At 56.3% G+C, this 24,210-nt stretch carries 21 protein-coding genes and 1 tRNA gene; 16 read left to right on the top strand and 6 right to left on the bottom strand.

Going from position 1 to position 24,210, the window contains the following annotated elements:
- Positions 1-30: 30 nt before the first annotated feature.
- Positions 31-1,251 (bottom strand): argininosuccinate synthase, encoded by a 1,221-nt coding sequence (locus DU506_RS07040; RefSeq protein WP_114486232.1) that lies wholly within the window; start codon positions 1,249-1,251, stop codon positions 31-33.
- A 206-nt stretch (positions 1,252-1,457) separates the two neighbouring features.
- Here DU506_RS07040 and rnt point away from each other — a divergent pair, with 206 nt between their 5' ends.
- Entirely contained in the window at positions 1,458-2,126 is a 669-nt protein-coding gene (gene rnt, locus DU506_RS07045) for a ribonuclease T (RefSeq protein WP_114486233.1), read from the top strand.
- A gap of 198 nt (positions 2,127-2,324) precedes the next feature.
- Positions 2,325-3,584: a 6-phosphofructokinase gene (locus DU506_RS07050; RefSeq protein ID WP_114486234.1), complete on the top strand. Its 1,260-nt coding sequence runs from the start codon at positions 2,325-2,327 to the stop codon at positions 3,582-3,584.
- A 71-nt stretch (positions 3,585-3,655) separates the two neighbouring features.
- Here the strand turns inward: DU506_RS07050 and DU506_RS07055 are convergent, their stop codons facing one another.
- Complete coding sequence (locus DU506_RS07055; protein ID WP_114486235.1) at positions 3,656-5,371, bottom strand: bifunctional protein-serine/threonine kinase/phosphatase; 1,716 nt, start codon at positions 5,369-5,371, stop codon at positions 3,656-3,658.
- A gap of 247 nt (positions 5,372-5,618) precedes the next feature.
- Between DU506_RS07055 and ppa the strand changes: the two genes are divergently transcribed.
- The 8 genes from ppa (at position 5,619) to purH (ending at position 14,549) form a co-directional block, all read left to right on the top strand.
- Positions 5,619-6,149 (top strand): inorganic diphosphatase, encoded by a 531-nt coding sequence (gene ppa, locus DU506_RS07060; RefSeq protein ID WP_114486236.1) that lies wholly within the window; start codon positions 5,619-5,621, stop codon positions 6,147-6,149.
- Positions 6,150-6,428: 279 nt separating this feature from the next.
- The gene (gene dsbD / locus DU506_RS07065) at positions 6,429-8,285 is read left to right on the top strand and encodes a protein-disulfide reductase DsbD (RefSeq protein WP_114486237.1); all 1,857 of its coding nucleotides are present in this window, start codon (positions 6,429-6,431) and stop codon (positions 8,283-8,285) included.
- A gap of 311 nt (positions 8,286-8,596) precedes the next feature.
- Positions 8,597-9,049, top strand: a complete 453-nt coding sequence (gene accB, locus DU506_RS07070; protein WP_114486238.1) for an acetyl-CoA carboxylase biotin carboxyl carrier protein — start codon at positions 8,597-8,599, stop codon at positions 9,047-9,049.
- 31 nt (positions 9,050-9,080) lie between these two features.
- A complete protein-coding gene (gene accC, locus DU506_RS07075; RefSeq protein WP_114486239.1) occupies positions 9,081-10,421 on the top strand; it encodes an acetyl-CoA carboxylase biotin carboxylase subunit in 1,341 nt (446 codons plus the stop codon).
- 67 nt (positions 10,422-10,488) lie between these two features.
- Entirely contained in the window at positions 10,489-11,406 is a 918-nt protein-coding gene (gene prmA / locus DU506_RS07080) for a 50S ribosomal protein L11 methyltransferase (RefSeq protein ID WP_114486240.1), read from the top strand.
- Positions 11,407-11,540: 134 nt separating this feature from the next.
- Complete coding sequence (gene dusB / locus DU506_RS07085) at positions 11,541-12,581, top strand: tRNA dihydrouridine synthase DusB (protein ID WP_114486241.1); 1,041 nt, start codon at positions 11,541-11,543, stop codon at positions 12,579-12,581.
- On the top strand, positions 12,578-12,904 hold the full coding sequence (fis, locus tag DU506_RS07090) for a DNA-binding transcriptional regulator Fis (protein WP_181870712.1): 327 nt from the start codon (positions 12,578-12,580) through the stop codon (positions 12,902-12,904). The genes dusB and fis overlap by 4 nt, the downstream gene beginning before the upstream one ends.
- Positions 12,905-12,968: 64 nt before the next feature.
- Positions 12,969-14,549 carry a bifunctional phosphoribosylaminoimidazolecarboxamide formyltransferase/IMP cyclohydrolase gene (purH, locus tag DU506_RS07095; protein WP_114486242.1) on the top strand — a complete coding sequence of 527 codons (1,581 nt, stop codon included), beginning with the start codon at positions 12,969-12,971 and terminating at the stop codon, positions 14,547-14,549.
- A gap of 120 nt (positions 14,550-14,669) precedes the next feature.
- Here purH and DU506_RS07100 read toward each other — a convergent pair whose 3' ends face one another.
- Complete coding sequence (locus tag DU506_RS07100) at positions 14,670-16,127, bottom strand: NAD-dependent succinate-semialdehyde dehydrogenase (RefSeq protein WP_114486243.1); 1,458 nt, start codon at positions 16,125-16,127, stop codon at positions 14,670-14,672.
- Positions 16,128-16,248: 121 nt separating this feature from the next.
- Positions 16,249-16,800 (bottom strand): GTP cyclohydrolase I FolE, encoded by a 552-nt coding sequence (folE, locus tag DU506_RS07105; RefSeq protein WP_114486244.1) that lies wholly within the window; start codon positions 16,798-16,800, stop codon positions 16,249-16,251.
- 326 nt (positions 16,801-17,126) lie between these two features.
- On the opposite strand from folE, the gene DU506_RS07110 reads away from it, so the two are divergent.
- Positions 17,127-17,717, top strand: a complete 591-nt coding sequence (locus DU506_RS07110; protein WP_114486245.1) for a hypothetical protein — start codon at positions 17,127-17,129, stop codon at positions 17,715-17,717.
- Positions 17,718-17,738: 21 nt separating this feature from the next.
- On the opposite strand, the gene DU506_RS07115 is transcribed toward DU506_RS07110, so the two are convergent.
- A complete protein-coding gene (locus tag DU506_RS07115) occupies positions 17,739-18,725 on the bottom strand; it encodes a serine/threonine protein kinase (RefSeq protein ID WP_114486246.1) in 987 nt (328 codons plus the stop codon).
- 204 nt (positions 18,726-18,929) lie between these two features.
- On the opposite strand from DU506_RS07115, the gene DU506_RS07120 reads away from it, so the two are divergent.
- From DU506_RS07120 to DU506_RS07140, 4 genes are all read left to right on the top strand, one after another.
- Positions 18,930-19,014, top strand: a tRNA-Leu gene (locus tag DU506_RS07120).
- Between the two features lie 426 nt (positions 19,015-19,440).
- Positions 19,441-19,659, top strand: coding sequence for a hypothetical protein (locus tag DU506_RS07130; RefSeq protein WP_114486247.1), 219 nt, complete (start codon positions 19,441-19,443; stop codon positions 19,657-19,659).
- 330 nt (positions 19,660-19,989) lie between these two features.
- Positions 19,990-20,730, top strand: a complete 741-nt coding sequence (locus DU506_RS07135; RefSeq protein WP_114486248.1) for a PRC-barrel domain-containing protein — start codon at positions 19,990-19,992, stop codon at positions 20,728-20,730.
- A 414-nt stretch (positions 20,731-21,144) separates the two neighbouring features.
- Positions 21,145-22,257: an RNA-guided endonuclease InsQ/TnpB family protein gene (locus DU506_RS07140; RefSeq protein ID WP_114486249.1), complete on the top strand. Its 1,113-nt coding sequence runs from the start codon at positions 21,145-21,147 to the stop codon at positions 22,255-22,257.
- Between the two features lie 603 nt (positions 22,258-22,860).
- Here DU506_RS07140 and DU506_RS22450 read toward each other — a convergent pair.
- On the bottom strand, positions 22,861-22,983 hold the full coding sequence (locus DU506_RS22450) for a hypothetical protein (protein WP_268877309.1): 123 nt from the start codon (positions 22,981-22,983) through the stop codon (positions 22,861-22,863).
- Between the two features lie 71 nt (positions 22,984-23,054).
- On the opposite strand from DU506_RS22450, the gene iscB reads away from it, so the two are divergent.
- A partial coding sequence (iscB, locus tag DU506_RS07145) for an RNA-guided endonuclease IscB (protein ID WP_114486250.1) occupies positions 23,055-24,210 on the top strand: 1,156 nt, incomplete at its 3' end.

A 24,210-nucleotide genomic window follows, 5' to 3' on the forward strand; every position in this document is an offset into this window, starting at 1 on the left:
CCCCGCCGATGCGGGCATCAAGGCAACGGATCAGTCTTGCAGGCGACCCTTGCCGGCAGCGATACGCAAGCGCAACGCATTGAGCTTGATGAAGCCTTCTGCGTCTTTCTGATCGTAGGCACCGGCATCGTCTTCAAAGGTGGCAATCGACTCATCGAACAGCGATTGCTCAGACTTGCGGCCCACCGGAATCGCATTGCCCTTGTAGAGTTTCATGCGGACAACGCCGGAAACGTTTTTCTGCGTTTCATCGATCGCCGCTTGCAGCATCCGGCGTTCCGGGCTCCACCAGTAGCCGTTGTAGATCACTTCGGCGTACTTGGGCATCAGCTCGTCTTTCAGGTGCGCTTCTTCCCGGTCGAGCGTCAGGGATTCAATCGCGCGGTGAGCGCGCAGCATGATGGTACCGCCCGGTGTTTCGTAGCAACCACGCGACTTCATGCCCACGTAACGGTTCTCGACGATGTCCAACCGGCCGATGCCGTTATCGCCACCCACCTTGTTCAGGTGTTCGAGTACTTCGTGGGCTTTCATGGCGGTGCCGTCAATCGCCACGATATCGCCTTTTTCGAACGTCAGCTCAACGTAGGTCGGCTGATCCGGCGCGGTTTCCGGAGAGACACTCCAGCGCCACATGTCTTCCTCGGCTTCGGCCCAGGGATCTTCGAGAATGCCGCCCTCATAGGAAATGTGCAGGAGGTTGGCGTCCATGGAATACGGCGATTTTTTCTTGCCACTGGAGAAATCCACCGGGATTTCGTGCTGCTCGCAGTAGGCCATCAGCTTTTCGCGGGACGTCAGGTCCCATTCGCGCCAGGGGGCGATTACCTTGACACCGGGCTTGAGCGCATAGGCACCCAACTCGAAGCGTACCTGGTCGTTGCCCTTGCCGGTGGCGCCGTGAGAAATGGCGTCGGCACCGGTCTCGTTGGCGATTTCGATCAAGCGCTTGGCGATCAGCGGGCGGGCGATCGATGTGCCCAGCAGGTACTCACCTTCATAGATGGTGTTGGCCCGGAACATCGGGAAGACGTAATCGCGCGCGAATTCTTCACGCAGGTCTTCGATGTAGATTTCCTTGACGCCCAGCTTTTCCGCCTTGGCGCGCGCCGGTGCCACTTCTTCCCCCTGGCCGATGTCGGCAGTAAAGGTCACCACCTCGCAGTTGTAGGTTTCTTGCAACCACTTGACGATAACGGAAGTGTCGAGACCTCCTGAATAGGCCAGCACTACCTTCTTGACATCGGACATTCTTTGCTCCTTCGTTCACCGGAAACTGACACCCCTGATAGCGGTGTCAGGACATTGGGATAAACCCCAAGTATAGCGCTCTGAATGCTCAGCGAATACCGCCGACGACGATCCTGCATCAAAGCTGCTAGAATCGATTACCGAGGCGCGGATTCGCGCCACTCATCATCCGCCGACTCGTTACCCCGCCTCACAAGGAGAGCTGCATGAGCGAGGCAATCGCCCGCGACTTAATGGCCCAACGTTTTCGCAGTTATTTGCCGGTCGTGATCGACCTGGAAACCGGCGGTTTCAATGCCCAAGGGGATGCAATTCTGGAGATTGCCGCGGTCACGCTGACCATGGATCCGGAAGGCAATCTGCTACCCGACGCCACCTACTCCTACCACACTCACCCCTTCGAGGGGGCCAATGTGGAGCAGTCGGCTCTCGATTTCACCGGGATAAACCTGGATGATCCCTTGCGTCGCCAAGTCGCGCTGACCGAAGCTCAGGCCCTGGGAGAGATATTTCGCCCGGTTCGCAAGGCACTCAAGGCGCATGGCTGCACAAGGGCGGTTCTGGTCGGCCATAACGCCGCCTTTGACCATGGCTTTCTGAATGCCGCGGTGAACCGTTGCGGCATCAAGCGCAATCCATTTCATCCGTTTTCGAGTTTCGACACTGCTTCTCTGGCCGGACTGGTCTATGGCCAGACCGTACTGGCGCGTGCCTGCCGAGCAGCAGGTATCGAGTTCGACAACCAGGCAGCACATTCAGCGCGTTACGATACCGAACGCACCGCTGAGCTGTTTTGCGCCATGGTAAATCGCTACAAGGATCTGGGTGGATGGCAACTGGCCCAACGTGAACAGGGCATGGAAGACACCGACTGAGCGGATGCAGGCACCCAGGCTTTGCGCTAAACTCCCGCGTTTTGGCCTTTCGCCTTGCAGTGCAGCATCGGTTCGATTGCCTTTACTGGCATTGTCGTTATTAACATTGCCCTTGTTAACATCGTCCTTATTAAAATTGTACTTATTAACATCGTCCCTACTACCGTCTTTACTGTCTCAGGAGCATCAGACGTCCCCATGGCCCAGCACAATGCCTTTTATGCCCAATCCGGCGGCGTTACCGCCGTAATCAACGCCACTGCTTGCGGTGTCATTGAAGCCTGCCGCCAGGCGCCCGACCAGATCGGCAAGGTCTACGCCGGCCACAATGGGATTATCGGCGCCTTGACCGAGGACCTGATCGACGTCAACCAGGAAAGCGATGAGGCAATCGCCGCCCTGCGCTATACGCCGGGCGGTGCTTTTGGGTCCTGTCGCTACAAGCTCAAGGACATTGAAACCCATCGCACCCAATACGAACGCCTGATCGAAGTGTTCAAGGCCCATGACATTCGTTATTTCTTTTATAACGGTGGCGGCGATAGCGCGGATACCTGCCTGAAGGTCTCTCAACTCTCAGAAAAAATGGGTTATCCGTTAACCGCCATTCATGTGCCCAAGACCGTGGATAACGACCTGCCGGTAACCGATAACAGCCCCGGTTTCGGTAGCGTCGCCAAGTATATCGCCACCTCCACGCGCGAGGCGTCACTCGACATCGCCTCGATGTGCGCCACCTCGACCAAGGTATTCGTGCTCGAAGTGATGGGTCGTCATGCGGGCTGGATTGCCGCCGCGGGCGGGCTGGCCGGTGAAGCGGAAGGCGAGCCGCCGCACATGATCGTCTTCCCGGAAGTGGCATTCGACCGTAAAAAAGCGATGGCGCGGGTGGATGAAAGCGTCAAGCGCTACGGTTACTGCGTGATCGTGGTGTCCGAAGGAGCCCGCTACGAAGACGGCACCTTCCTTGCCGATGCCGGCAATACCGATGCGTTCGGCCATCGTCAGCTGGGCGGCGTGGCACCAACGCTTGCCGGTATGATCAAACAGGACCTGGGGTATAAATACCACTGGGCGGTCGCCGACTATCTGCAACGCTCCGCACGGCACCTTGCGTCAAAAACCGACGTTGAGCAGGCCTATGCAGTCGGCCGCGAAGCCGTCGCACTGGCGTTGGCCGGCAAGAACTCGATGATGCCGGCGATTCGGCGCATCAGTGAATCGCCCTATCAGTGGGATATCATTGCGACGCCGCTGGCCGAAGTCGCCAACCGCGAAAAATTCATGCCGCCCTCGTTTATCACCGAAGACGGTTTCGGCATAACTGCCGATTGCCGTCAGTATCTGCTGCCCTTGATCCAGGGCGAAGACTTCCCGCCGTTTGAAAACGGCTTGCCCAAGGTCGCTCGTCTTTCACTGACCCTGGCGGAACGAAAACTGCCTGATTTTACGCTCTAATCCTTCACGCTCTAACTCTTTAAGCTCTAACCCTTGGACCGAGACTTCCGCACTAAGACTTTCCTGGCTGGCTAGCGCAGCAGCCAGGAAAGCACCAACAGCAATAATAGGATACCGGCCACCCCCTGCCAGAAGCGGCGTGGCTCACGGCTTTGAACCTCATGACCTTCCTTGCGCCCCAGCGACACCTGCAGGGCATGTAGAAACTCCGACATCCGCCGAAAACGCAGCGCCCGCTGCGGGTCCAGGGCCCGGCGCAGCGCATCATCCAGGGCCTGCGTAACCTCGGGATTGAAACTCCGCGCACTGCGATAGCTCAGCTGCTCCAGGTCGGTATGGCTGCGCAACCGATTGGGGGTCAGGACGTAAGGCAGCTCACCGGTCAATAACCAATAGGTTGTCGACGCCAAGGCATACTGGTCGCTGCGCCTTCCCAAGCCGTCACCCAGCGCATACTCCGGTGCACTATGTTCGTTGATACCCACTTGCCCGAGCAGCTCGCGCGACTGGCGCTGATTGTCCATTTCACGAAAATGGCAGGCACTGAAGTCCGCCAGCACCACCTTCCCATGGTTATCGATCAACACATTGTCAGGATGAATCTGTTGGTGCAGCACATCACGATGATGCAACGCCTTGACGGCTTTCCCTAGTTGATTGGCAATATCCAGACGCTGGGTCAAGCTCGCCTGAGGATGGCGCTCGGCCCATTGACTCAACGTTTCACCTTCCACGTGCGCCATCAGATAGTACAGATAGCGACGTGGGCGGGAAGGCTCCATGACACGCACCACAAAGGGTGAGTTGATTCGCTCCACCACCCATTGCTGCAACAGAAAATGCTCCAGATAGGCATTGCGCAACGAAAGCTCCGGACTGGGGGCCTTCATCACCATTTCACGCCCTGTATGGACATCACGCACACGGTAGACACGTGATTGGGCGGTTCTCGAAAGCACCTCCTCCACTTCCAACCCATCCAGGCGCTCCCCCGGCGATAGTTCCGGCGGAATTGGCAGATCACCATACAACCGCCCGGGATGATCTTCCTCCTCTTCGGGCAGCTCATCGATTCGTACCAACTGGAAGCAGAATTGGTCACCGCCATAGCCACGGTCCTGGGCCCGTGTCCGGGCTTCATCCGCCAGGCGCTCACAGGCAGCGTCCAGGTCACTGGCATCCAGTCGAATCAGACGCACATAGTCGGAAGGTAGCAAGGTGCCGCGCACCGCCTGAGTGGTGAACAGGAAAATATCACCCTGTTTGAGCGGCATCCGGCTGTAGTCAATGTCCAGGCTGCAGTCCATGCCCAGCGCTCGCGAAGGGTAACGATAGCCGCCGAGGTCAGTCACATGATCACGCGATAGCTGTTCGAACTCAGCCCCGCGCAGGCGAAATACCAATGTATCCCCCATGTGAAACAGGTGTGCCTCACGTCCGCGGAAAACCAATGCTGAAAGCGAGGAGACGAAACTGCCTTCCTTGACATGCTGGCTCTGGCTGTAACACCAGCTATTGAGTGACCGCAGCACCCGGGTGGCCGATGTCTTGACCTCCCAGTGGTCGGGAGTGGAAAAATAATCGGCAAGAAAGCCTCTTACACTCAGATCGCCGGCTTGCTTGGCCATGACATTGCGCGACACGGAATCGCTGATCACCGCACATGCCCCCTTGGCTCGCAACAAGGTCGGTTCCGGCATACGCACCGACATCGAACTGCGATGTTTACGCCGTTCCGGTGCCACGAACGCCTGGCCGTAACTCAACAATAACTGGGCATGTGCCAAGTCATCCTCCTCAATTTAACAGCGAATGCGCCTGACTTACCGGCGGTTGCACCTGACAGTGGGCGTCATGATACACGTCGCCGCCTGGAAACGATGCTCTCAACCCCATTCACTATCCTATCTATTGTCGGCTTATTCATCCCAACCTATGTCGCATTGGTAATCCCGCAGCCATATTCGTATAATCCCTGCCAATTAACGCCGACTCGCGCACTCCTCGAGCCCCTGCAACAGCAAGGAATTCACGATGAACTTCGATAATATTCCCGCCGGTAAAGAACTTCCCAATGACGTCTACGTGGTGATTGAGATTCCGGCTCATCATTCGCCTATCAAGTACGAGATCGACAAGGACATGGGTGCCCTGCTGGTGGATCGCTTCATGGCCACCCCCATGTTCTACCCGGCCAACTATGGGTTTATTCCTCACACCCTGGCCGATGACGGCGATGCCCTGGATGCACTGGTGGTAACCCCCCACCCCGTGCAGCCCGGCTGCATCATTCGCGCTCGTCCGATCGGCATTCTCAACATGACCGATGAAGCCGGTGAAGACGCCAAGCTGGTATGCGTACCTCACGCCAAACTGAGCAGTCTTTACGACGACGTTCAGGAAGTCACCGATCTTCCCGAGCTTCTGCGCCAGCAGATCGCTCACTTCTTCGAGAACTACAAGGACCTCGAAAAAGGCAAGTGGGTCAAGGTCGAGTCCTGGGAAGGTGCTGATGCCGCACGCAAGGCAATTGAAAAATCAGTGATCGCTTACGAAAAAGCCTGACTTCAGCTTATTTTCGAGACTGAACGTCGCTATGGAAGCCGCCCTCGGGCGGCTTTCTTGCGTTAAAGAGATGGCGAAAACGCGCCGCGACACGAGCGCGCATCGCCTGCGTATTGCGCCTGGCTGAGGTATTCTGTTGCAATCGAAGGGAACCTCTCGAGCTCATGTGTTTCGCAAGTACGTCTCTCGAATAATGAGCATTAGCGTTGCGCTTTAAGTACCCAAGCTAGCAATGCCAGAATTAGCCACCCTGTCAAGTTTTTGGTTTAAGGAAACGCTGTGTCGATAGTTAAACGTTTTATCTGCCTATTGCTGCTTTTTGTTCCGCTTTTGGCACAGGCTCAATGGTTCAATTCGTCCGGTGGCGAAGATGACTTCCTGCCGGTGATGCAAGCATTTCAGCCTAGCGCCTGGCATGACGGAGAGACGCTGTATGTCGGCATGCAAAGTGCCGAAGGGTATTACCTCTATCGACACCAGTTCGCGGTGGAAAGTCTTGATAAAGCAGTCACGCTGGGTGAGCCTCAGTTACCGGAAGGCAACTTCACCACCGATGAATTTCTAGGCGATGTCTACGTCTTCCGCGATACGCTGGTCTTCGAGACACCACTTCAAGACAGCCACTCCGGGCCATTCGAGCTGCAACTGACCTTTCAGGGCTGTGCGGACGCCGGCCTCTGCTATCCGCCGGAACGCACCACATTGCAAGCGGCTCAGACCGGTGCGCCCCCCGCCTTTACCGACTGGACTCCCCAAGCATCGTCTTCTTCTGCGGTTGAGCCATCATCACCGAGTCGAGACAGCAACAGCTTTTCTCCCCCGCAAAGTGAAGACGGTCGTTTCAGTGCGCTGATACATGACGCCAGCTTACCGCTGGCGTTGGGGCTGTTCTTTCTCGCCGGGCTAGGGTTGACGTTCACTCCCTGCGTACTCCCCATGATCCCGATTCTTTCCTCGATCATTGTCGGCCAGAATCCTTCGCGACCCAGAGCTTTCGTGCTTTCGGCAAGCTACGTACTGGGGATGGCCTTTACCTACGCCCTGGTCGGCGTCTTGATGGGATTGTTCGGTGCCGGGCTCAATCTGCAGGCTCATCTGCAATCCGCACCGGTGCTGATCACCTTCGGCGTCTTGTTCAGCCTCTTTGCCTTGGCCATGTTCGGGGCGTTTGACCTGCGCCTTTCTCCCCGGCTGACCGGGCGCATCGATGCTTGGCAGAATCGTGCACAGCGCAGCGGGCCTGCAGGGCTTGCCGTCGCCGGCGCGCTTTCGGTGCTGGTGGTCTCGCCTTGCGTGACCGCACCGCTGGCCGGCACTCTTGTATTCATCTCCAGCACCGGCGATGCCCTCATGGGCGGTGGCGTACTGCTGGCGCTGGGCCTGGGCATGGGAGTGCCGTTGCTATTGGTGGGCACCTTCGGCGCCACCTTCCTGCCGCGCTCCGGCGCCTGGATGAATGGTATCAAGATCACCTTCGGCATCCTGCTACTGGGCGTGGCGATATGGATGGTGGAACGCTTGCTTCCCGCTTCCCTGGTCATGCTGTTGTGGGCGGCGCTGGCTATCGGTACGGCTCTGGCGCTGGGCGCTCTGACCTTCAATCAACCCCAAGGGTGGCCGCGCGTCCGCCAAGCGCTCGGCATTGTGCTGCTGACCTGGGGTGTCGTGCTGCTTGTCGGCGCCGCCCAGGGAGGCCATGACCCATTACGCCCTCTGGGCAGCCAGATGGCGGGCAGCCTAGCAGGAAACACCACAACGGCAACTGTTGAACCCATCACCGTTGAACGCCTCGACGCTCTGGAACAGGAACTGGCACGCGCGCAGCAGCAAGGCCGCCCTGCGTTTGTGCACTTCACTGCCGACTGGTGTATTTCCTGCAAACTGATGGAACGCAATGTCTATCCCGACCCGAGGGTTGCTCAAGCCATGGAGGGCTATGTGCGAATCAATGTGGACGTGACCCAGACAAACCCCGTCAGCCGTGAATTACTCGATCATTTCAGTCTTTTCGGCCCCCCGAGCCTATTATTCTTTCATGCCGGCGAGGAAATTCGTGATGCGCGGATTCAGGGAGAGGTCAATGCCGACCACTTGAGCGAGCATCTGGATAATTTGAATACCTGGCTGGCAAGCTAGCTTGAAATCGCTCGCCAGGGCGACCCAGCGCTCGAACCTCGCCAAACGCACGCCAAAAACACATGCCTGGGATGCTCTTGCACGACTGGACATCATGGGCATTTTTCGGCAAACTCGGCTGCCATATTTCAAGGTAAAGTGCGGCTTTTAAAGCGGACTACCAAGTAACGTGCATCATCTTGCAGGTTTCTCTTCAAATTTGATGCAGGTTTACTGCGAGTTTCGAACTCGTTCCAACATGACGTAATCATGTGCCGTGCCTTGTTCAGCCCATGCAGCTACCCTCGCTACCACCTAACTGGGATAATGAGATGGATATTCGCAAAGTCAAAAAACTGATCGAGTTACTCGAAGAATCCAATATCAGTGAAATCGAAATTCAGGAAGGTGAAGAATCCGTTCGTATCAGCCGACACCCCAATGGCACCAACTGGCAACCCCAGCCGATGGCTCATTATCCGGCACCCACTTCACCCATGCCTGCCGCACCCGCTCCTGTAGATGCCGAGCCGGCTGAACAGCAGTATCGCGGTGAAGCGCTCAACTCACCCATGGTAGGTACCTTCTACCGTAGTCCGGCCCCGGGCGCGAAATCGTTCGTCGAAGTTGGCGACACCGTCAAGAAAGGCGACACCGTCTGTATCGTGGAAGCCATGAAAATGATGAACCAGATCGAAGTGGATCGCGACGGTGTCGTGGAAGCCATTCTGGTCGAGGATGGTGAGCCAGTCGAATTCGATCAGCCGATGATCGTGATTGCCTGATCTTTAATTTCTGACACGGGTGGATTCTCCCATGCTGGACAAGGTACTTATCGCCAATCGTGGCGAGATTGCTCTGCGCATCCTGCGGGCCTGTAAGGAATTGGGCATCAAGACCGTGGCGGTACATTCCAAGGCGGACCGCGAGTTGATGCATGTTCGCCTAGCGGATGAGGCCGTCTGTATCGGCCCCGCCTCTTCGGCCCAATCCTATCTCAATATCCCGGCGCTAATCAGCGCTGCCGAAGTGACCGACGCAAGTGCCATTCACCCCGGCTATGGCTTTCTTTCGGAAAATGCCAACTTTGCCGAACAGGTGGAACGCTCCGGCTTTACTTTCATCGGACCGCGCGCCGACACCATTCGCCTGATGGGCGATAAAGTCAGTGCCATCGAATCGATGAAAAAAGCCGGTGTACCCACGGTGCCGGGATCCGACGGCCCTTTGGGTGACGATGAAAGCGCCACTCTGGAAACCGCGCAACGCATTGGCTACCCCGTCATCATCAAGGCCGCCGCCGGTGGTGGTGGACGCGGCATGCGGGTGGTGCATACCGAAGCCCACCTGCTTTCCGCGGTCAACGTCACCCGTACCGAAGCCCATTCGGCGTTTGGTGACGGCACGGTATACATGGAAAAATTCCTGGAAAAGCCGCGCCACGTGGAAGTCCAGGTGCTTGCCGACGGCCAGGGCAACGCTATCCATCTGTATGATCGTGACTGTTCCTTGCAGCGTCGTCACCAGAAAGTCCTCGAAGAAGCTCCCGCCCCCGGCATTGACCCCGAGGCGCGCGCCAAGGTGCTCGAAGCCTGTCGCCAAGCCTGTATCACGCTCAATTATCGTGGCGCCGGCACCTTCGAGTTCCTTTACGAAGACGGTGAATTCTTCTTCATCGAAATGAACACTCGCGTTCAGGTCGAGCACCCGGTCACCGAAATGGTAACCGGCGTGGATATCGTCAAGGAGCAGTTACTGATTGCTTCCGGCCAGCCACTTTCCTATCGCCAGGAAGATATCACGCTCAACGGCCACGCTTTCGAATGTCGTATCAACGCCGAAGATGCCCGCACCTTCATGCCGTCTCCCGGCAAGGTCACCTTGTATCACGCCCCAGGCGGACTGGGTGTGCGCATGGACTCGCATCTTTACACCGGTTACACGGTACCGCCCCACTACGACTCACTGATCGGCAAACTGATCACCTGGGGAGCGAGCCGCGAAATCGCCTTGACCCGTATGCGAAATGCGCTGGACGAGTTGTTGGTGGAAGGCATCAAGACCAATATCGATTTGCAGAAGGATCTGGTGCGTGACGGCTACTTCCGCCAAGGCGGAGTCAATATCCATTACCTGGAAAAAAAGCTCGCCTCCTAGCTTTTCGTATAAAAGCTAGTCTGGCAAGCGTCGCCGTCTTATCGCTCGTTTCATAGGGAGATCACCCATGGCCTGGCTGCAGTTGAAAGCCCACGTCGCGCCGGAGCAGGCCGAACGTCTGGAAGAGTTGTTGCTTGCCGAAGGCGCCACCGCCATCAGCTTGCAGGACGCTCATGACGATCCGGTATTCGAGCCCGAGCGGGGCACCACCCCCTTGTGGCAGGACACCATCCTGACCGCGCTTTACGATGACCTGGAAGCGGTGGACAGCATGCTTGAACGTCTGAACGCCGCCTGGTCCGTACAGCTGCCACAAGAACCCTGTCCGGAAATCGAGTATGAATTGCTCGCTGACCGCGACTGGGAGCGAGAGTGGATGGCCGACTTCCAGCCGCTACGGATGGGTCAGCGTCTATGGATCGTACCCAGCTGGCACGAACCACCCGACGCCGAGGCGGTCAACCTGGTGCTCGATCCCGGATTGGCCTTCGGCACCGGCACCCACCCTACGACGGCCTTGTGCCTGGAATGGCTGGACGCCTTGGCCGTCAACGGCGAACTCGAAGGCAAACGGGTGCTCGATGTAGGCTGTGGCTCGGGCATTCTGGCCATTGCCGCCCTGAAATTGGGTGCCGCCCATGCCCAAGGCACTGATATCGACCCCCAAGCACTTCAGGCCAGCCGCGATAACGCCCTGCGCAATACATTGCCGGAAAGCAGCTTGACGCTGTGTTACCCCGAACAGCTATCCGGCGATGTTTATCCGGTCGTGCTGGCGAATATCCTGGCAGGGCCGCTGGTACAACTGGCCCCTACGATTGCGGGCCACGTGGCAGCGGGCGGCTACCTGGCACTTTCCGGAATTCTGGCGCATCAGGCTGATGAGGTGATCGCCGCCTACAGGGTCCAAGGCTTGATAATGGACGACCCCGCCATTCGCGAAGGCTGGGTGCGCCTCACCGGGCGTCGCGCCGCTGTGAACTGAAGCGGCTGTCAAGCTAAAGCAACCCCACTGCTGGACAGCAGAGCAGACGTTCGGCCTTCACCCTGCTGCCCAGTCGGCGTATCATACGTTTCCTTGAAACCCACCTGCCCTTCAATTACATAGCCACCAATGCCATGAGCCTTGCAAGCCCCGCCTTACCCGCCATTGGCCCTTATGCGCTGCCCAACCGGGTTATTCTAGCGCCGATGGCCGGTGTCACTGACCGCCCGTTTCGTCAATTATGTCGGCGCCTGGGGGCTGGGCTGGTGGTGGGGGAAATGGTGACCTCGGACCCCAACCTTTGGCATACCCGCAAATCACGCCTGCGCATGGATCACCAAGGCGAACCCTCGCCGCGCATCATCCAGATCGCCGGCGGCGATGCGGCCATGCTGGCCGAGGCCGCTCGTCTCAATGCCGCTCAGGGTGCCCAGATCATCGACATCAACATGGGCTGCCCGGCCAAGAAGGTCTGCAAAAAGGCAGCGGGGTCTGCCTTGTTGCGTGATGAAGTTCTGGTGGCCGAAATCCTTGAAGCGGTGGTTGCTTCCGTGGATATTCCCGTCACCTTGAAAATTCGCACGGGCTGGTGCGAACAGAGCAATAACGGCGTAGTGATTGCGCGTCTTGCCGAGCAGGCAGGCATACAGGCGCTTGCCGTCCATGGCCGGCATCGCCAGCAGCGTTACACAGGGCAAGCCGAATATGACACCATCGCCGACATCAAATCCCGGGTATCGATCCCGGTATTCGCCAACGGCGATATCGACAGTCCCGAAAAAGCTGCCGAAGTGCTGGCCTATACCCAGGCCGATGCAGTCATGGTCGGACGAGGCGCTCAAGGCAACCCCTGGATTTTCCGCCAGATTGAATATTTTCTGGCCCATGGTAATCATTTGGCAACGCCCACAGTACATGAACGCCGCACTGTTCTGGGCGAGCACATTACCGCTCTGCATACGTTTTACGGCAGCCATATGGGTGTGCGTATCGCGCGCAAGCATCTAGGCTGGTATCTGATGGCTGACCCTCAATTTAGCTCCACCCAGCAGCACAACCTCAAACGTCATTTCAATGCCATTGACACGCCCCTTGCGCAACTTGACTGGATTCAGACCGTCATGGCCGAGGACCCCGGTTCGCGTCCATTACCCAAAGGAAGCAATGCCGCATGACACACCGCCAAGCTCTGTCGAGTGCGCCGTCTTCCAGTGATACGCCGGAAATGATGGCGACCTCCCCTCTTGCACCACGCCCTCAGCCTCTTCGTGAAGCGGTCGAAGTGTCCATGCGACGTTACTTCGAACATCTTGACGGCAGCGAGGCAAGCGACCTTTACGCCATGGTAATGGCGGAAGTCGAAGCCCCCTTGCTGGCCTGTGTGCTGGAACACACTCAAGGCAACCAGACTCGCGCCGCCAACGTACTGGGCTTGAATCGCGGCACCTTGCGCAAGAAGCTGAAACATTACGGACTCATCGACAGCGAAGCGCCCTGACCGCAGGTCGACGCGAACCAGGCCTTTGCTTTACTTTCATCGTCCCACACGAGCACCTTCATGCATGGCTGAAATCACCCCTTCTCCTGTTCGCCGCGCCCTGATCAGCGTCTCCGACAAAAGCGGCATTGTGGATTTCGCTCGCGGATTGAGCGAGCGTGGCATTGAACTGCTATCTACCGGCGGCACCTTCCGCTTACTGCAACAGGAAGGTATTGCGGTAAAGGAAGTCTCCGAGCATACCGGTTTTCCCGAAATCATGGATGGCCGAGTCAAAACCCTGCACCCCAAGATTCACGGCGGCATTCTCGCTCGTCGCGGCCAGGACGATGCGGTGATGGCCGAGAACGATATCGTCCCGATTGATATGGTCGTGGTGAACCTGTATCCCTTCGCCGATACTGTGGCCAAGCCGGACTGCAGCCTGGAAGACGCCATCGAGAACATCGACATCGGCGGTCCTACCATGGTCCGCGCCTGTGCCAAGAATCATGCCTACACGACGATTGTGGTAAATGCGAGTGACTATGCCCGCGTACTGGGCGAGCTTACCGCTCTGGATGGCAGCGTCAGCGATACAACGCGTTTTGATCTGGCGGTCAAGGCTTTCGAGCATACCGCCGGTTATGATGGCGCCATTGCAGACTACCTGGGCCGCCGGGTCCCCGAAGGTGAAGAAGGCTTTCCGCGCACATTCAATATGCAGTTACATAAAAAGCAGACCATGCGCTACGGTGAAAACCCCCACCAGCGCGCCGCTTTTTATGTGGATGAAAACGCTCAAGCACCTAGCGTGGCAACCGCCCAAATCCTGCAAGGCAAGCCCTTGTCGTTCAATAACGTAGCGGACACCGATGCAGCGTTTGAGTGCGTCAAGGTGTTCGACGACACCGCTTGCGTGATCGTCAAGCATGCCAATCCTTGTGGCGCTGCAGTCGGCAAGACGGCGCTGGACGCCTATGACAAGGCATTTGCCACCGACCCCACCAGTGCCTTTGGTGGCATTATCGCTTTCAATGTGCCACTGGATGCCGACACAGCCCGAGCGATTGTCGATCGCCAGTTCGTCGAAGTGATCATTGCCCCGGGAGTCTCGCAAGAAGCCGCAAGCATCGTGGCGGAAAAGAAGAACGTTCGCTTGCTGGATGTCAGTGCTCACTGGCCAGGCACTCAACAAGCCGGACTGGATTTCAAGCGAGTCAATGGCGGTTTGCTGGTACAGGAACGTGATGCAGGCATGGTCACCCGGGAAGAACTCACCGTGGTCAGCCAGCGCGCACCCACCGAGCAGGAACTCCGCGACTTGGCATTTGCCTGGCGAGTTGCCAAATTCGTCAAGTCCAATGCAATTGTCTATGCCATGAACGGCCAAACCATCGGTGTCGGCGCCGGCCAGATGAGTCGCGTTTATTCCGCGAAGATCGCCGGCATCAAGGCAGCCGACGAAGGCTTGTCGGTACCCGGCTCCGTGATGGCTAGCGATGCGTTCTTCCCCTTCCGCGACGGCATCGATGCCGCCGCCGCCGCCGGCATTACAGCGGTCATCCAGCCGGGGGGTTCCATGCGTGACCAGGAAGTCATCGACGCCGCCAACGAAGCGGGCATTGCCATGGTGTTCACTGGAATGCGTCATTTCCGCCATTGATAAGCGATTTTTGCCGTTAAGCTATTTTCGCAACTCAAGTAAGCAGACCTAAAAAAACCTCCCGTCGAACACGCGACGGGAGGTTTTTTATGGGCAAGGTTTTTCAATGACAACCTTTGGCTAGCCCAGATCGATGCACATGTATTTGGTTTCCAGATATTCTTCCAGCCCCTGATGGCCGCCTTCACGACCCAAGCCGGATGCCTTGACCCCACCGAAAGGCGCCGCCGCATTGGAAATCAAGCCGGTATTGATACCCACCATGCCGTACTCAAGCGCTTCCGCCACACGCCATACGCGCGCCATATCCCGAGAGTAAAAATACGAGGCCAAACCAAACTCAGTATCGTTGGCCATTTCCACGGCCGCTTCTTCGTCATCGAAAGGAAAAACCGCCGCCAAGGGACCGAAGGTTTCTTCCTTGGCCACTTTCATGTCGGAAGTGGCGAAACTGACCAGTGTAGGGGTGAAGAAATTCCCGCCCAAGGGATGTGGGTGACCACCCAGCAACAGCTCGGCCCCGCGATCGACTGCGTCCTGAACGTGCTCACTGACCTTCTTCACGCCGTCTTCGTCGATCAGCGGGCCGATGTTGACACCAGACTGCGTGCCGTCACCGACTTTCAATTCGCTGTTCATGGCGACAGCGAGCTTCTCACAAAATGCATTCACAACGCTCGACTGCACCAGAAAGCGATTGGTACAGACGCAGGTTTGCCCTGCATTACGGAATTTAGCCGCCATGGCGCCTTCCACTGCGGCATCCAGGTCGGCATCTTCAAAAACGATAAAAGGCGCATTGCCGCCCAGTTCCAGCGAAATTTTCTGGATATGCTGTGACGCCTGGGCCATCAATTTACGACCGACTTCAGTAGAGCCGGTGAAAGTGATCTTGCGAACCAGTGGCGATTCGGTCAATGCCTGGGCTATTTCACTCGCCTTGCCCGGAACCACATTGAACACGCCGCGTGGGATACCTGCCCGTTCAGCAAGATACGCAAGCGCGGTAGCGGAAAACGGGGTCTGGCTGGCAGGTTTGACCACAATGGTGCAACCCGCCGCCAAGGCAGCGCCTGCTTTGCGCGTTATCATCGCCGCCGGGAAGTTCCAAGGAGTGATCGCCCCCACCACTCCTACCGCTTGCTTGGTCACCACAATGCGCTGGTTGGGATTGGACGCCGGCACGGTTTCCCCATAAACGCGCCGGCCTTCTTCGGCAAACCAGCGCAGGAAACTGGCCGCATAGGCAATCTCACCCGCTGCCTCCTTGAGAGGCTTGCCCTGCTCAAAGGTCATCAACATGGCAAGATCCTGCTGGTGCTCAAGCATCAGGTCATGCCACTTGAGCAACATGTCGCCACGTTCTTGCGCAGTCAACCCCTTCCAGGCAGGCAGGGCGGCATCCGCTGCGGCAATGGCACGTTCGGTTTCCGCCCGGCCCAAACGAGGAACATCACCCACCTGCTCACCGGTGGCCGGGTTAAGCACGTTGATCTGCTCGCCGCTGTCAGCGGCTACCCAACTGCCGTCTATATAGGCAAAAGGGCAATATAGCTGTGTTTCCTTGAGGGCTTCCATGAAAAACTCCTGGCCGGGTTGGGGCCTAACGGCGAATTGGTCTTCTCATGCTAAGACGAAAACCGGTGTTGAACCAAGTTCTGCTTTACAGCATGGCCCGTCACGCAACCCTATTCCACCCTCAATTCACCAACATGAGAAATTCCTGACGCGTTGCCTGGTCATTACGAAAAGCACCCAGCATTACCGAGGAGGTCATGCTTGAGTTCTGCTTTTCCACACCGCGCATCATCATGCATAAATGACGCGCTTCGATGACCACAGCAACCCCTCTTCCTTGTGTCACTTGCTGAACCGCCTCGGCGATCTCGCGGGTAAGATTTTCTTGAATCTGCATGCGCCGAGCGAACATGTCCACGATTCGCGCAAACTTGGAGAGCCCCAGCACCTTGCCATCGGGCAAGTAAGCGATGTGACATTTTCCAATAAAGGGCAATAGATGGTGCTCACACATCGAGTACAGCTCAATATCCTTTACCAGCACCATTTCATCGGTCTGGGAGGCAAATACCGCACCATTGACGATTTGTTCGAGTGACTGATGATAACCGGCATTGAGAAACTGCATTGCCTTGGCAGCTCGCTTGGGGGTCTCTCTCAAGCCCTCCCGGTCAGGATTTTCTCCCAACCCCGCAATGATATGGCGATAGTGGTCGGCAAGTTCATCGGTCATGTCGGGCCTCTTGAGATTACGCTACGACACAATGAACCCTTTAACCCGGCTCACTGTAATCGGCATAGGTAATGCTGTGTCAGGCAGTGCCTCGGACGGACACCAGTTATTCTTTTATCGTACAATAACTATACCTTAATTTATTACTGTACAATAAAATAGTATTCTTCTGATTATTCTAACGCACCTCACTCGTCTGTGGCAGAGTGCCGCGCCATGGCAGCCCCATGGTATTGCCCTGTGCTATCATTATTTTGCATACACTGAGCCTGCATTTTTCGATTTTTGTGCAGCTTAGATACAGGTTTCACTATCGAGAGTCCGTCATGATGCCAATATCTCCCTCCCTCTGGTTATCCGCTTTGAGCGTTTCACTGCTTGCCCTGCCCTTGAATGCCGCAGCGGCGACACTCACATTACCCAGCGATGCTCGGATTGGTGTTGAAGTCATCGATACTCTGAACCTGAGCGCGTCTACGCCCGAACACAACGACATATTGCTGCATCCTGCGCAGGTTGCCGGGACGTCTCATACGCTTCCCGATTATTGCGTTCTGGTGGCAAACGCACGCTTTGAAGACCAGCGGGTGCGTATCACTACACAAGACGTCACCTGCATCGAAACGACTTCCAGCGAGAGTGAGATTTTCTCGGGAGAAATCAGTGCTGCCGCCTACGGAGAAGACGGGAGTTATGGCCTGCCCTGTGGCGATGATGGCTGTGCGTTAAAACCCGGCCAAGGTTTTCTTCTGCATTTATCCGAGGAGGTGACGATCGAAGCACAGGAAAACGTTTCCGCTAAAATCAATCAAGAACGTCGCCAAGCTGATGGCACCGGCGTGGCTAACCCCATTCCCGCCGACAGCCCCTCTCCTGATACAGCCACTGAAGCGCTCGATGACCCAGACGCTGAATAACCGCTAAGCCAAGCTCAAGTCTCAAGCCAACCATGGCTGGTGTCGATCGAGCACCAGCCGTTGCTGCTCCAATTGGCGAATATGCTGATCCCAATAGCCGCTATCAGCCAGCCAGGGAAACGCCGCCGGAAAAGCCGGATCAGACCAGCGTGAAACCAGCCAGGCACTGTGACGAATCAAGCGAAGACTGCGCAAAGGCTCGATCAGTGCCAGTTGGTCATGGGGAAAGTCACCGGCCTGTTCATATCCTTCCGCCATTTCGCTCAATTGGGCGCGCCACTCTGCCGGGTTGCCGATAGGCAATAACATCCATATGTCCTGTATGGCCGGACCCATTAGGCAATCATCGAAATCCACCAGAGTAAAGTCTTCATCCCGCCCGAGAATATTGCCCAGGTGACAATCGCCATGACAACGAATCAATTGCTCAGTAGGCCAGGCAATATCCTTCAGCACGCCATGTAAATTATTGGTAATGGTTTCATAGGCACGGCGTTGATGACGCCCCAGCCAGTCACTGGCAAGCACACGCTGCTGGGCCTCGATGACCTGGCTATCCAGGTCGAGTACCGGCCGGTGCTGAAAAGGCTTGCGCCGAGATACCTGGTGCAAGCTTCCCAAGAGCTCCCCCAATGCATAGAGATGAGCGGGGTTGTCCAGTTCCGGTGCCTGGCCGACTTTCTGGGCAAACAAGGCAAATCGAAACGAGCGAAAATGATGCAGGGTACGGCCTTGCTCATCTTGCCATGGAGCTGCTATCGAAACCCCTGCCGCTGCCAACTCCAGCAGAAAATCATGCTCTTCCTGGATACAGGCATCACTCCAGCGCTGAGGTCGATAGAACTTGATCACCCAACCCTGACCCTTTTCGTCACGAAACAGCAACACACGATTTTCGTAACTGTTCAGTGCGAACGGCTCTCTTTCCGGCCATATACCCACTGACTCTGCAGCGGCCATGACGTAGTCTGGCGAAAGCTCGCCAAAAGGGTGAATTACTTGAGACATTATTCGTCAGCCTATCCTGTGCTAATTGCTCTATCGTATCAGGCCTGCTGCAAGGGTGTTCGAGCGATTGCCCACACATCGACTCGCTCGGCACCGGCTTCCCTGGCCGAGCCGGCTTGACTCGAAGCTAAAGCAACCGAGATTGCGCCGGGGTTGGTTCAAATTGACTTTTTTTTAAAAACCAGTAGAATTCACTCCGGTTGTGCGGATGTGGTGGAATTGGTAGACACGCTAGATTTAGGTTCTAGTGCCGTAAGGTGTGGGAGTTCGAGTCTCCCCATCCGCACCAATGATTAAAAGATATTTTTCAATGCCTTAGCGCTACCCCTCCTTCCTAAATTGTCTCAAGATGGTCTACTTTAGACATAGCCGACCCAACATTTTTGCTCTTCTTTCTTGCCTTGCTTCCCATAACCTTTTTTGCCGTATCCACAATCGGCAGGTTGGCATGACCCACGCACCAAAGAGCCATGGACTGGTGATCAGGCAATCCGGAAAACGCTCTGGACTCAACGCCAGCATCCGGTACCGCCGCCCCTACCAAGCAGCACAGCACAACTAAACGAGCTGATAACCAGCACCAGCAAGCTCCATACCGGCTTTTCCTTGCCTGCTGACGACTATAGACGAGCACATCATCTAGCCATAGGAATTGTTCGGCGCGTCATTTAGGATGGCAACTGCTACTCTGTTTGCTCTGACACAGGAGAAGTCCATGCAAGATATAAGTCGCCTTGAAGCTGGCATGACCACGAAGATTGGCACGGATCAGGTAAAGGAGCCTGAGGTGGGCAGGGAATATGTGCGGGCGCTCGATTCCAATACCTGGCTTCTGTTTACCGAAGATCCGGCGGAGGATCGCCCAGTTGTTGTTCGCATCGACAGTATCGATGGCGATGTGTGCCACTGCACGGTCACAAGAAAGCCAAGTTGATAGCAGCCGCGCCCAGCCTAGTCAATGAGCTGTTGGAAATGGGTCTGGCTTTGCCATATGAAGAAGATCAGGGCGAACGCGCTCTGCTTCATCGGGTGGCTCTGTCAGACGGTGGACAAAGATCAAATTGTAGTTTGCCCGGGTAGCTGTAACGAGATGCCTGCAGTGTTTCCTTAAGTGCTCTTGGCACAAGAAGTATCAACAACATGTCTAGAGATGGCTTGCTTTTCATGAGCTGAACCGATTCGCTGCAGCTCCAAATATACTTCCTTTACAGCCAGAACCTTCTCTTCTAACTTGCAAATACGCTAACAGGAAAGGAGTTCTGTCATGTCAATCAAACGCAATGTCTGCGTCACCACACTCGCCATTACCGCCACCACTGCGGGGTTTCAAGCTCAAGCGCAGGAGGATTTGGTAAGGCCATTAAGTGACTGGAATTATGAAGATATTTACGAAGCTGGCGGTATAAGAGCTGACAGATTAATGGATGCCGAGGTCTTTGGGGACAATCAGGAAGAAATCGGCAGCGTCGAAAATGTGCTTATTACACAGGACAATAAGATAGCTGCCATCATCGCCCAGGTAGGAGGATTCTGGGATATTGGGGATACGCATGTCCTGGTTCCCTGGGAAGAAGTTGAGCTGCACGAAGATGGAGTAATGATCCCTGTAACAGAAGACAATGCCGATGAATACGGACTCTTTGCTTCTGACGAATACATTACCAAACAAGAGCTCAGCCAGACCCAGCAAGTCGAGGACGATCTTGAAACTGGCCCGGGCATTTGGAAACTCACCGACTTGCTTGACGACTATGCAACGGTTGGAGAAGCCATCGGCTATGGTTATATCGACAACATGCTGTTCTCGCGTGAAGGCGAGGTTCAAGCCGTAATCGTCGAGCCCGATTCAGATTATGGTGCTGGAACTTACGCTTATCCCTTTTATGGTTATGGGTATGGCTGGGCTCCAGGTTACCCCGCTTATTCCTTGCAATATGATGCAGATGAAGTTGGTGAAATGGAGTCTTTCGACTATGAAAGATACGAAGATCTTCTGGAAGAATAGCTAAGCACTTAAACTATCGCCACTAATTGAACTGGCCGGTTTCTTCACGAGAGTTCTGCCGCCGAGCAGGGCAATAACCGAGCTGATGAAACTGATTCAAGCGAGCTGCAGCATGACAAGAAACTTCGCTCTCTTGATGATTGGAAGAGTACGATCTTTTTCCCAGTGCAAATATAAATGAGTCATGTATCTACAAACAAGAAATGGAGCGCGTAAGCACTCAAGCTATCATTATTGAACTGGCGCGCTCCGAATTTGGTCAAGGCCCTCTTTCAACTTGGGCCACCATCGTTATTTTATCTAAAAGCGCGTAATACCTCTTCCTGAGTCGCGTAGCGCGAAGGAAGGAGATGCAAGCGCGGCGTCCGAGAGGACGCCTTGTGTTTTTACGCAAATGATACTAAGCTGTAAGCCATGAAAACCGAACGCGCCTACAAGTACCGATTTTACCCGACGCCCGAGCAGGAAATCCTGCTGGCGCGGACGTTTGGGTGCGTGCGGTTTGTCTGGAACGCAGTGCTGCGCTATCGCACCGATGCGTTCTATCAACGTCAGGAAAAGATCGGTTACAACGACGCCAGCGCTTTCCTGACCCAGCTGAAAAAGCAGCCTGACACCGCGTTCCTGGCCGAGGTCAGTTCGGTGCCCCTGCAGCAATGCCTGCGCCATCAACAATCGGCCTTCAAGCACTTCCTTGCCAAGCGCGCACGATACCCGCGATTCAAGTCAAAGAAGCAGCGGCAGTCCGCCACCTTTGCCAGTTCGGCGTTTGCGTATCGTAACGGCGAGATCGCACTGGCCAAGTGCAAGGCACCGCTTAACATCCGCTGGAGCCGCGAGCTTCCGTCAGCCCCCAGCACCGTTACCGTGTCCCAAGACCGCGCCGGTCGCTATTTCATTAGCTGCCTGTGCAAAGTGGACGCCGAATCACTGTCCATTACCCCCAAGATGGTGGGTATCGATCTCGGGCTGAAAGACCTGTTCGTGATCAGTGACGGCAAACGGGTCAATAACCCCCGCCATACGGTGCGTCACGCACGCAAACTGGCGCGGGCGCAACGGCAACTGAGCCGTAAGCAAAAAGGCTCGAACAATCGGGCGAAAGCCAAGCAGAAAGTGGCCAGGCGCCACGCGAAAATCGCCGATGCCCGGCTTGACCACCTTCATAAACTCACCCGGCAGATCGTCAACGAGAACCAAGTGATCTGTGCTGAAAGCCTCGCGGTGAAAAATAGGGTCAAGAACTGGTCTCTGGCGAAAGCCATCAGCGATGTGGGCTGGGGGGAGCTGGTGCGCCAGCTCGACTACAAGGCCGCCTGGGCGGGGCGCCAGTTCGTCCAGATCGACCGTGGGTACCCCAGCAGCAAGCGCTGCCATGGCTGCGGGTTTGTCGTCGAATCCTTGCCGCTCAATGTTCGCACCTGGGACTGTCCGGACTGCGGCACCCAAGGCATCGACCGCGACGTCAACGCGGCCCGCAACATCCTGCAAGCCGGCACCGCGCTGTTAGCCGGTGCCGAGAGTTGAAGCACTACCGAGGGGCACTCGGGAAGTTACGCCTGTGGAGTTTGTGTAAGACCGGCAATGCCAAGGCATTGAGGCGACGGACAGCGAAGCAGGAACCTGGGAGGTAACGACCAGGGAATCCCCTTCCACAAGCGCGCTAGCGCTGAAGGTGGGGGAGGATGTCAAATTTCATGCTACCTATCAAGGGCCTTTAGCATCAGATTCCTATCTATATATCCAATTTTTTGGGGTATCACATAGCGGATCATGCAACACTGGGAACTGGAGGAAGCCACCCTCTTCCAGAGCGAAAAACTGTCATTCTCAAGCTTAGGGCCATTGACATTTATGGACCGGAAGACCCCCTGCTAGAAAGCTTTGCGCCGTTTTAACCTCGTCTTGGATGCAGCGCCTCAACAAGCGAGGGCAGCGGCAGTAAGTAAAAAAAGAATTTACAGCATTGAAACGCAACAGACTAACTGAGACTGCTCCCTAACGGAGAGCCGGTCGCTCATGCAACGAGACTTTGAGTCAACTACCTCGCCCTAAAGGACGAGGCTTGTGACAACAAGCCCGGTTGACCAGGGAAAGCGGTAGCCAACCCGCTACGTTTGCAATAGGTCGTCAAGACCCACCGCCGAATGCTTCGCTCAGTTCGGCGCTCTGGAAGATCAGGATCATGCTGGCGAAAGGTAAAGCGCCGAAGGTTCTGGTCGCTACCGCAAGGTAGGAGCCGGTTGCAGACATTCCCGAGGGGAGACAGGTTGGAAGACCTGCGTCACCAGGCCCGTAAGGGTTCTATTTAAGAAGGAGATCGCATGGCGGTGTTTGTATTGGGAAAGAACAAGCAGCCGTTGATGCCGTGTAGCGAAAAACGCGCACGGCTATTGCTGGAGCGTGGTCGGGCGGTGGTGGTGAACCTGACGCCTTTCGTGATCCGCCTGCGTGATCGATGCCTGAGTGACTGCGCCTTGCAGCCGACGTTGCTGGGCATTGATCCGGGCAGCAAGGAAACCGGCCTGGCGCTGATGCGTCTGGAAGACAACGCGACGGCCGAGCAAGCCCCGGCAACCCGCCATGGGCTTTGCCTGTTTCAGTTGGTGCATCGGGGCTTCCAGATTCGCCAAGCCTTGGAGCAACGTGCCGGTTTTCGGCGTCGGCGTCGCAGCAAGAACCTGCGCTATCGGCAACCACGTTTCGACAACCGCACCAAGCCCAAGGGCTGGCTGGCCCCCAGCTTGCAGCATCGTGTCGATACAACCATGGCCTGGGTGGACAAGCTGTACCGTTGGGCACCCGTGACTCACCTGAGCATGGAGCTGGTGCGTTTCGATCTGCAGAAGATGGAAAACCCCGAGATTTCCGGCATTGAGTATCAACAAGGCACGCTCCTGGGCTATGAGGTGCGCGAATACCTGCTCGAAAAATGGGGTAGAGAGTGCGCCTACTGCGGTACCGGTGATACGCCCCTGGAGATCGAGCATGTGGTAGCGAAATCTCGGAACGGCTCTAGCCGGGTGGCCAACCTGACCATCGCCTGTCACGACTGCACTCAGGCCAAGGACAGCCAGTGGCTTGCTGATTTCTTTGCCACCAACAAGGGACTCAAGAAACGCCTCAAAGCCAATGGCTTGTCGGCGGACGTCCGCCTTGAGCGCGTCCAGCGCCAGCTCAAATTACCGCTGCGGGATGCCGCTGCCGTCAACGCCACCCGTTGGGCGCTGTTCGGAGCCATGAAAACCACCGGCCTGCCGGTCGCCGTGGGCAGTGGTGGTCGCACCAAGTACAACCGTCAGCGGCTGGGTATTCCCAAGACCCATGCCCTGGATGCGGCCTGTGTCGGCAAGTTCGACACCCTGAAAGGCTGGCGGGTACCCACCCTAGTCATCAAGGCCATGGGCCGTGGCAGCTACCAGCGCACGCGCCTCGACAAGTACGGCTTCCCACGGGGCTATTTGATGCGGCAGAAGCAAG

It is taken from the genome of Vreelandella rituensis, from assembly GCF_003336665.1.
Taxonomy (GTDB): domain Bacteria; phylum Pseudomonadota; class Gammaproteobacteria; order Pseudomonadales; family Halomonadaceae; genus Vreelandella; species Vreelandella rituensis.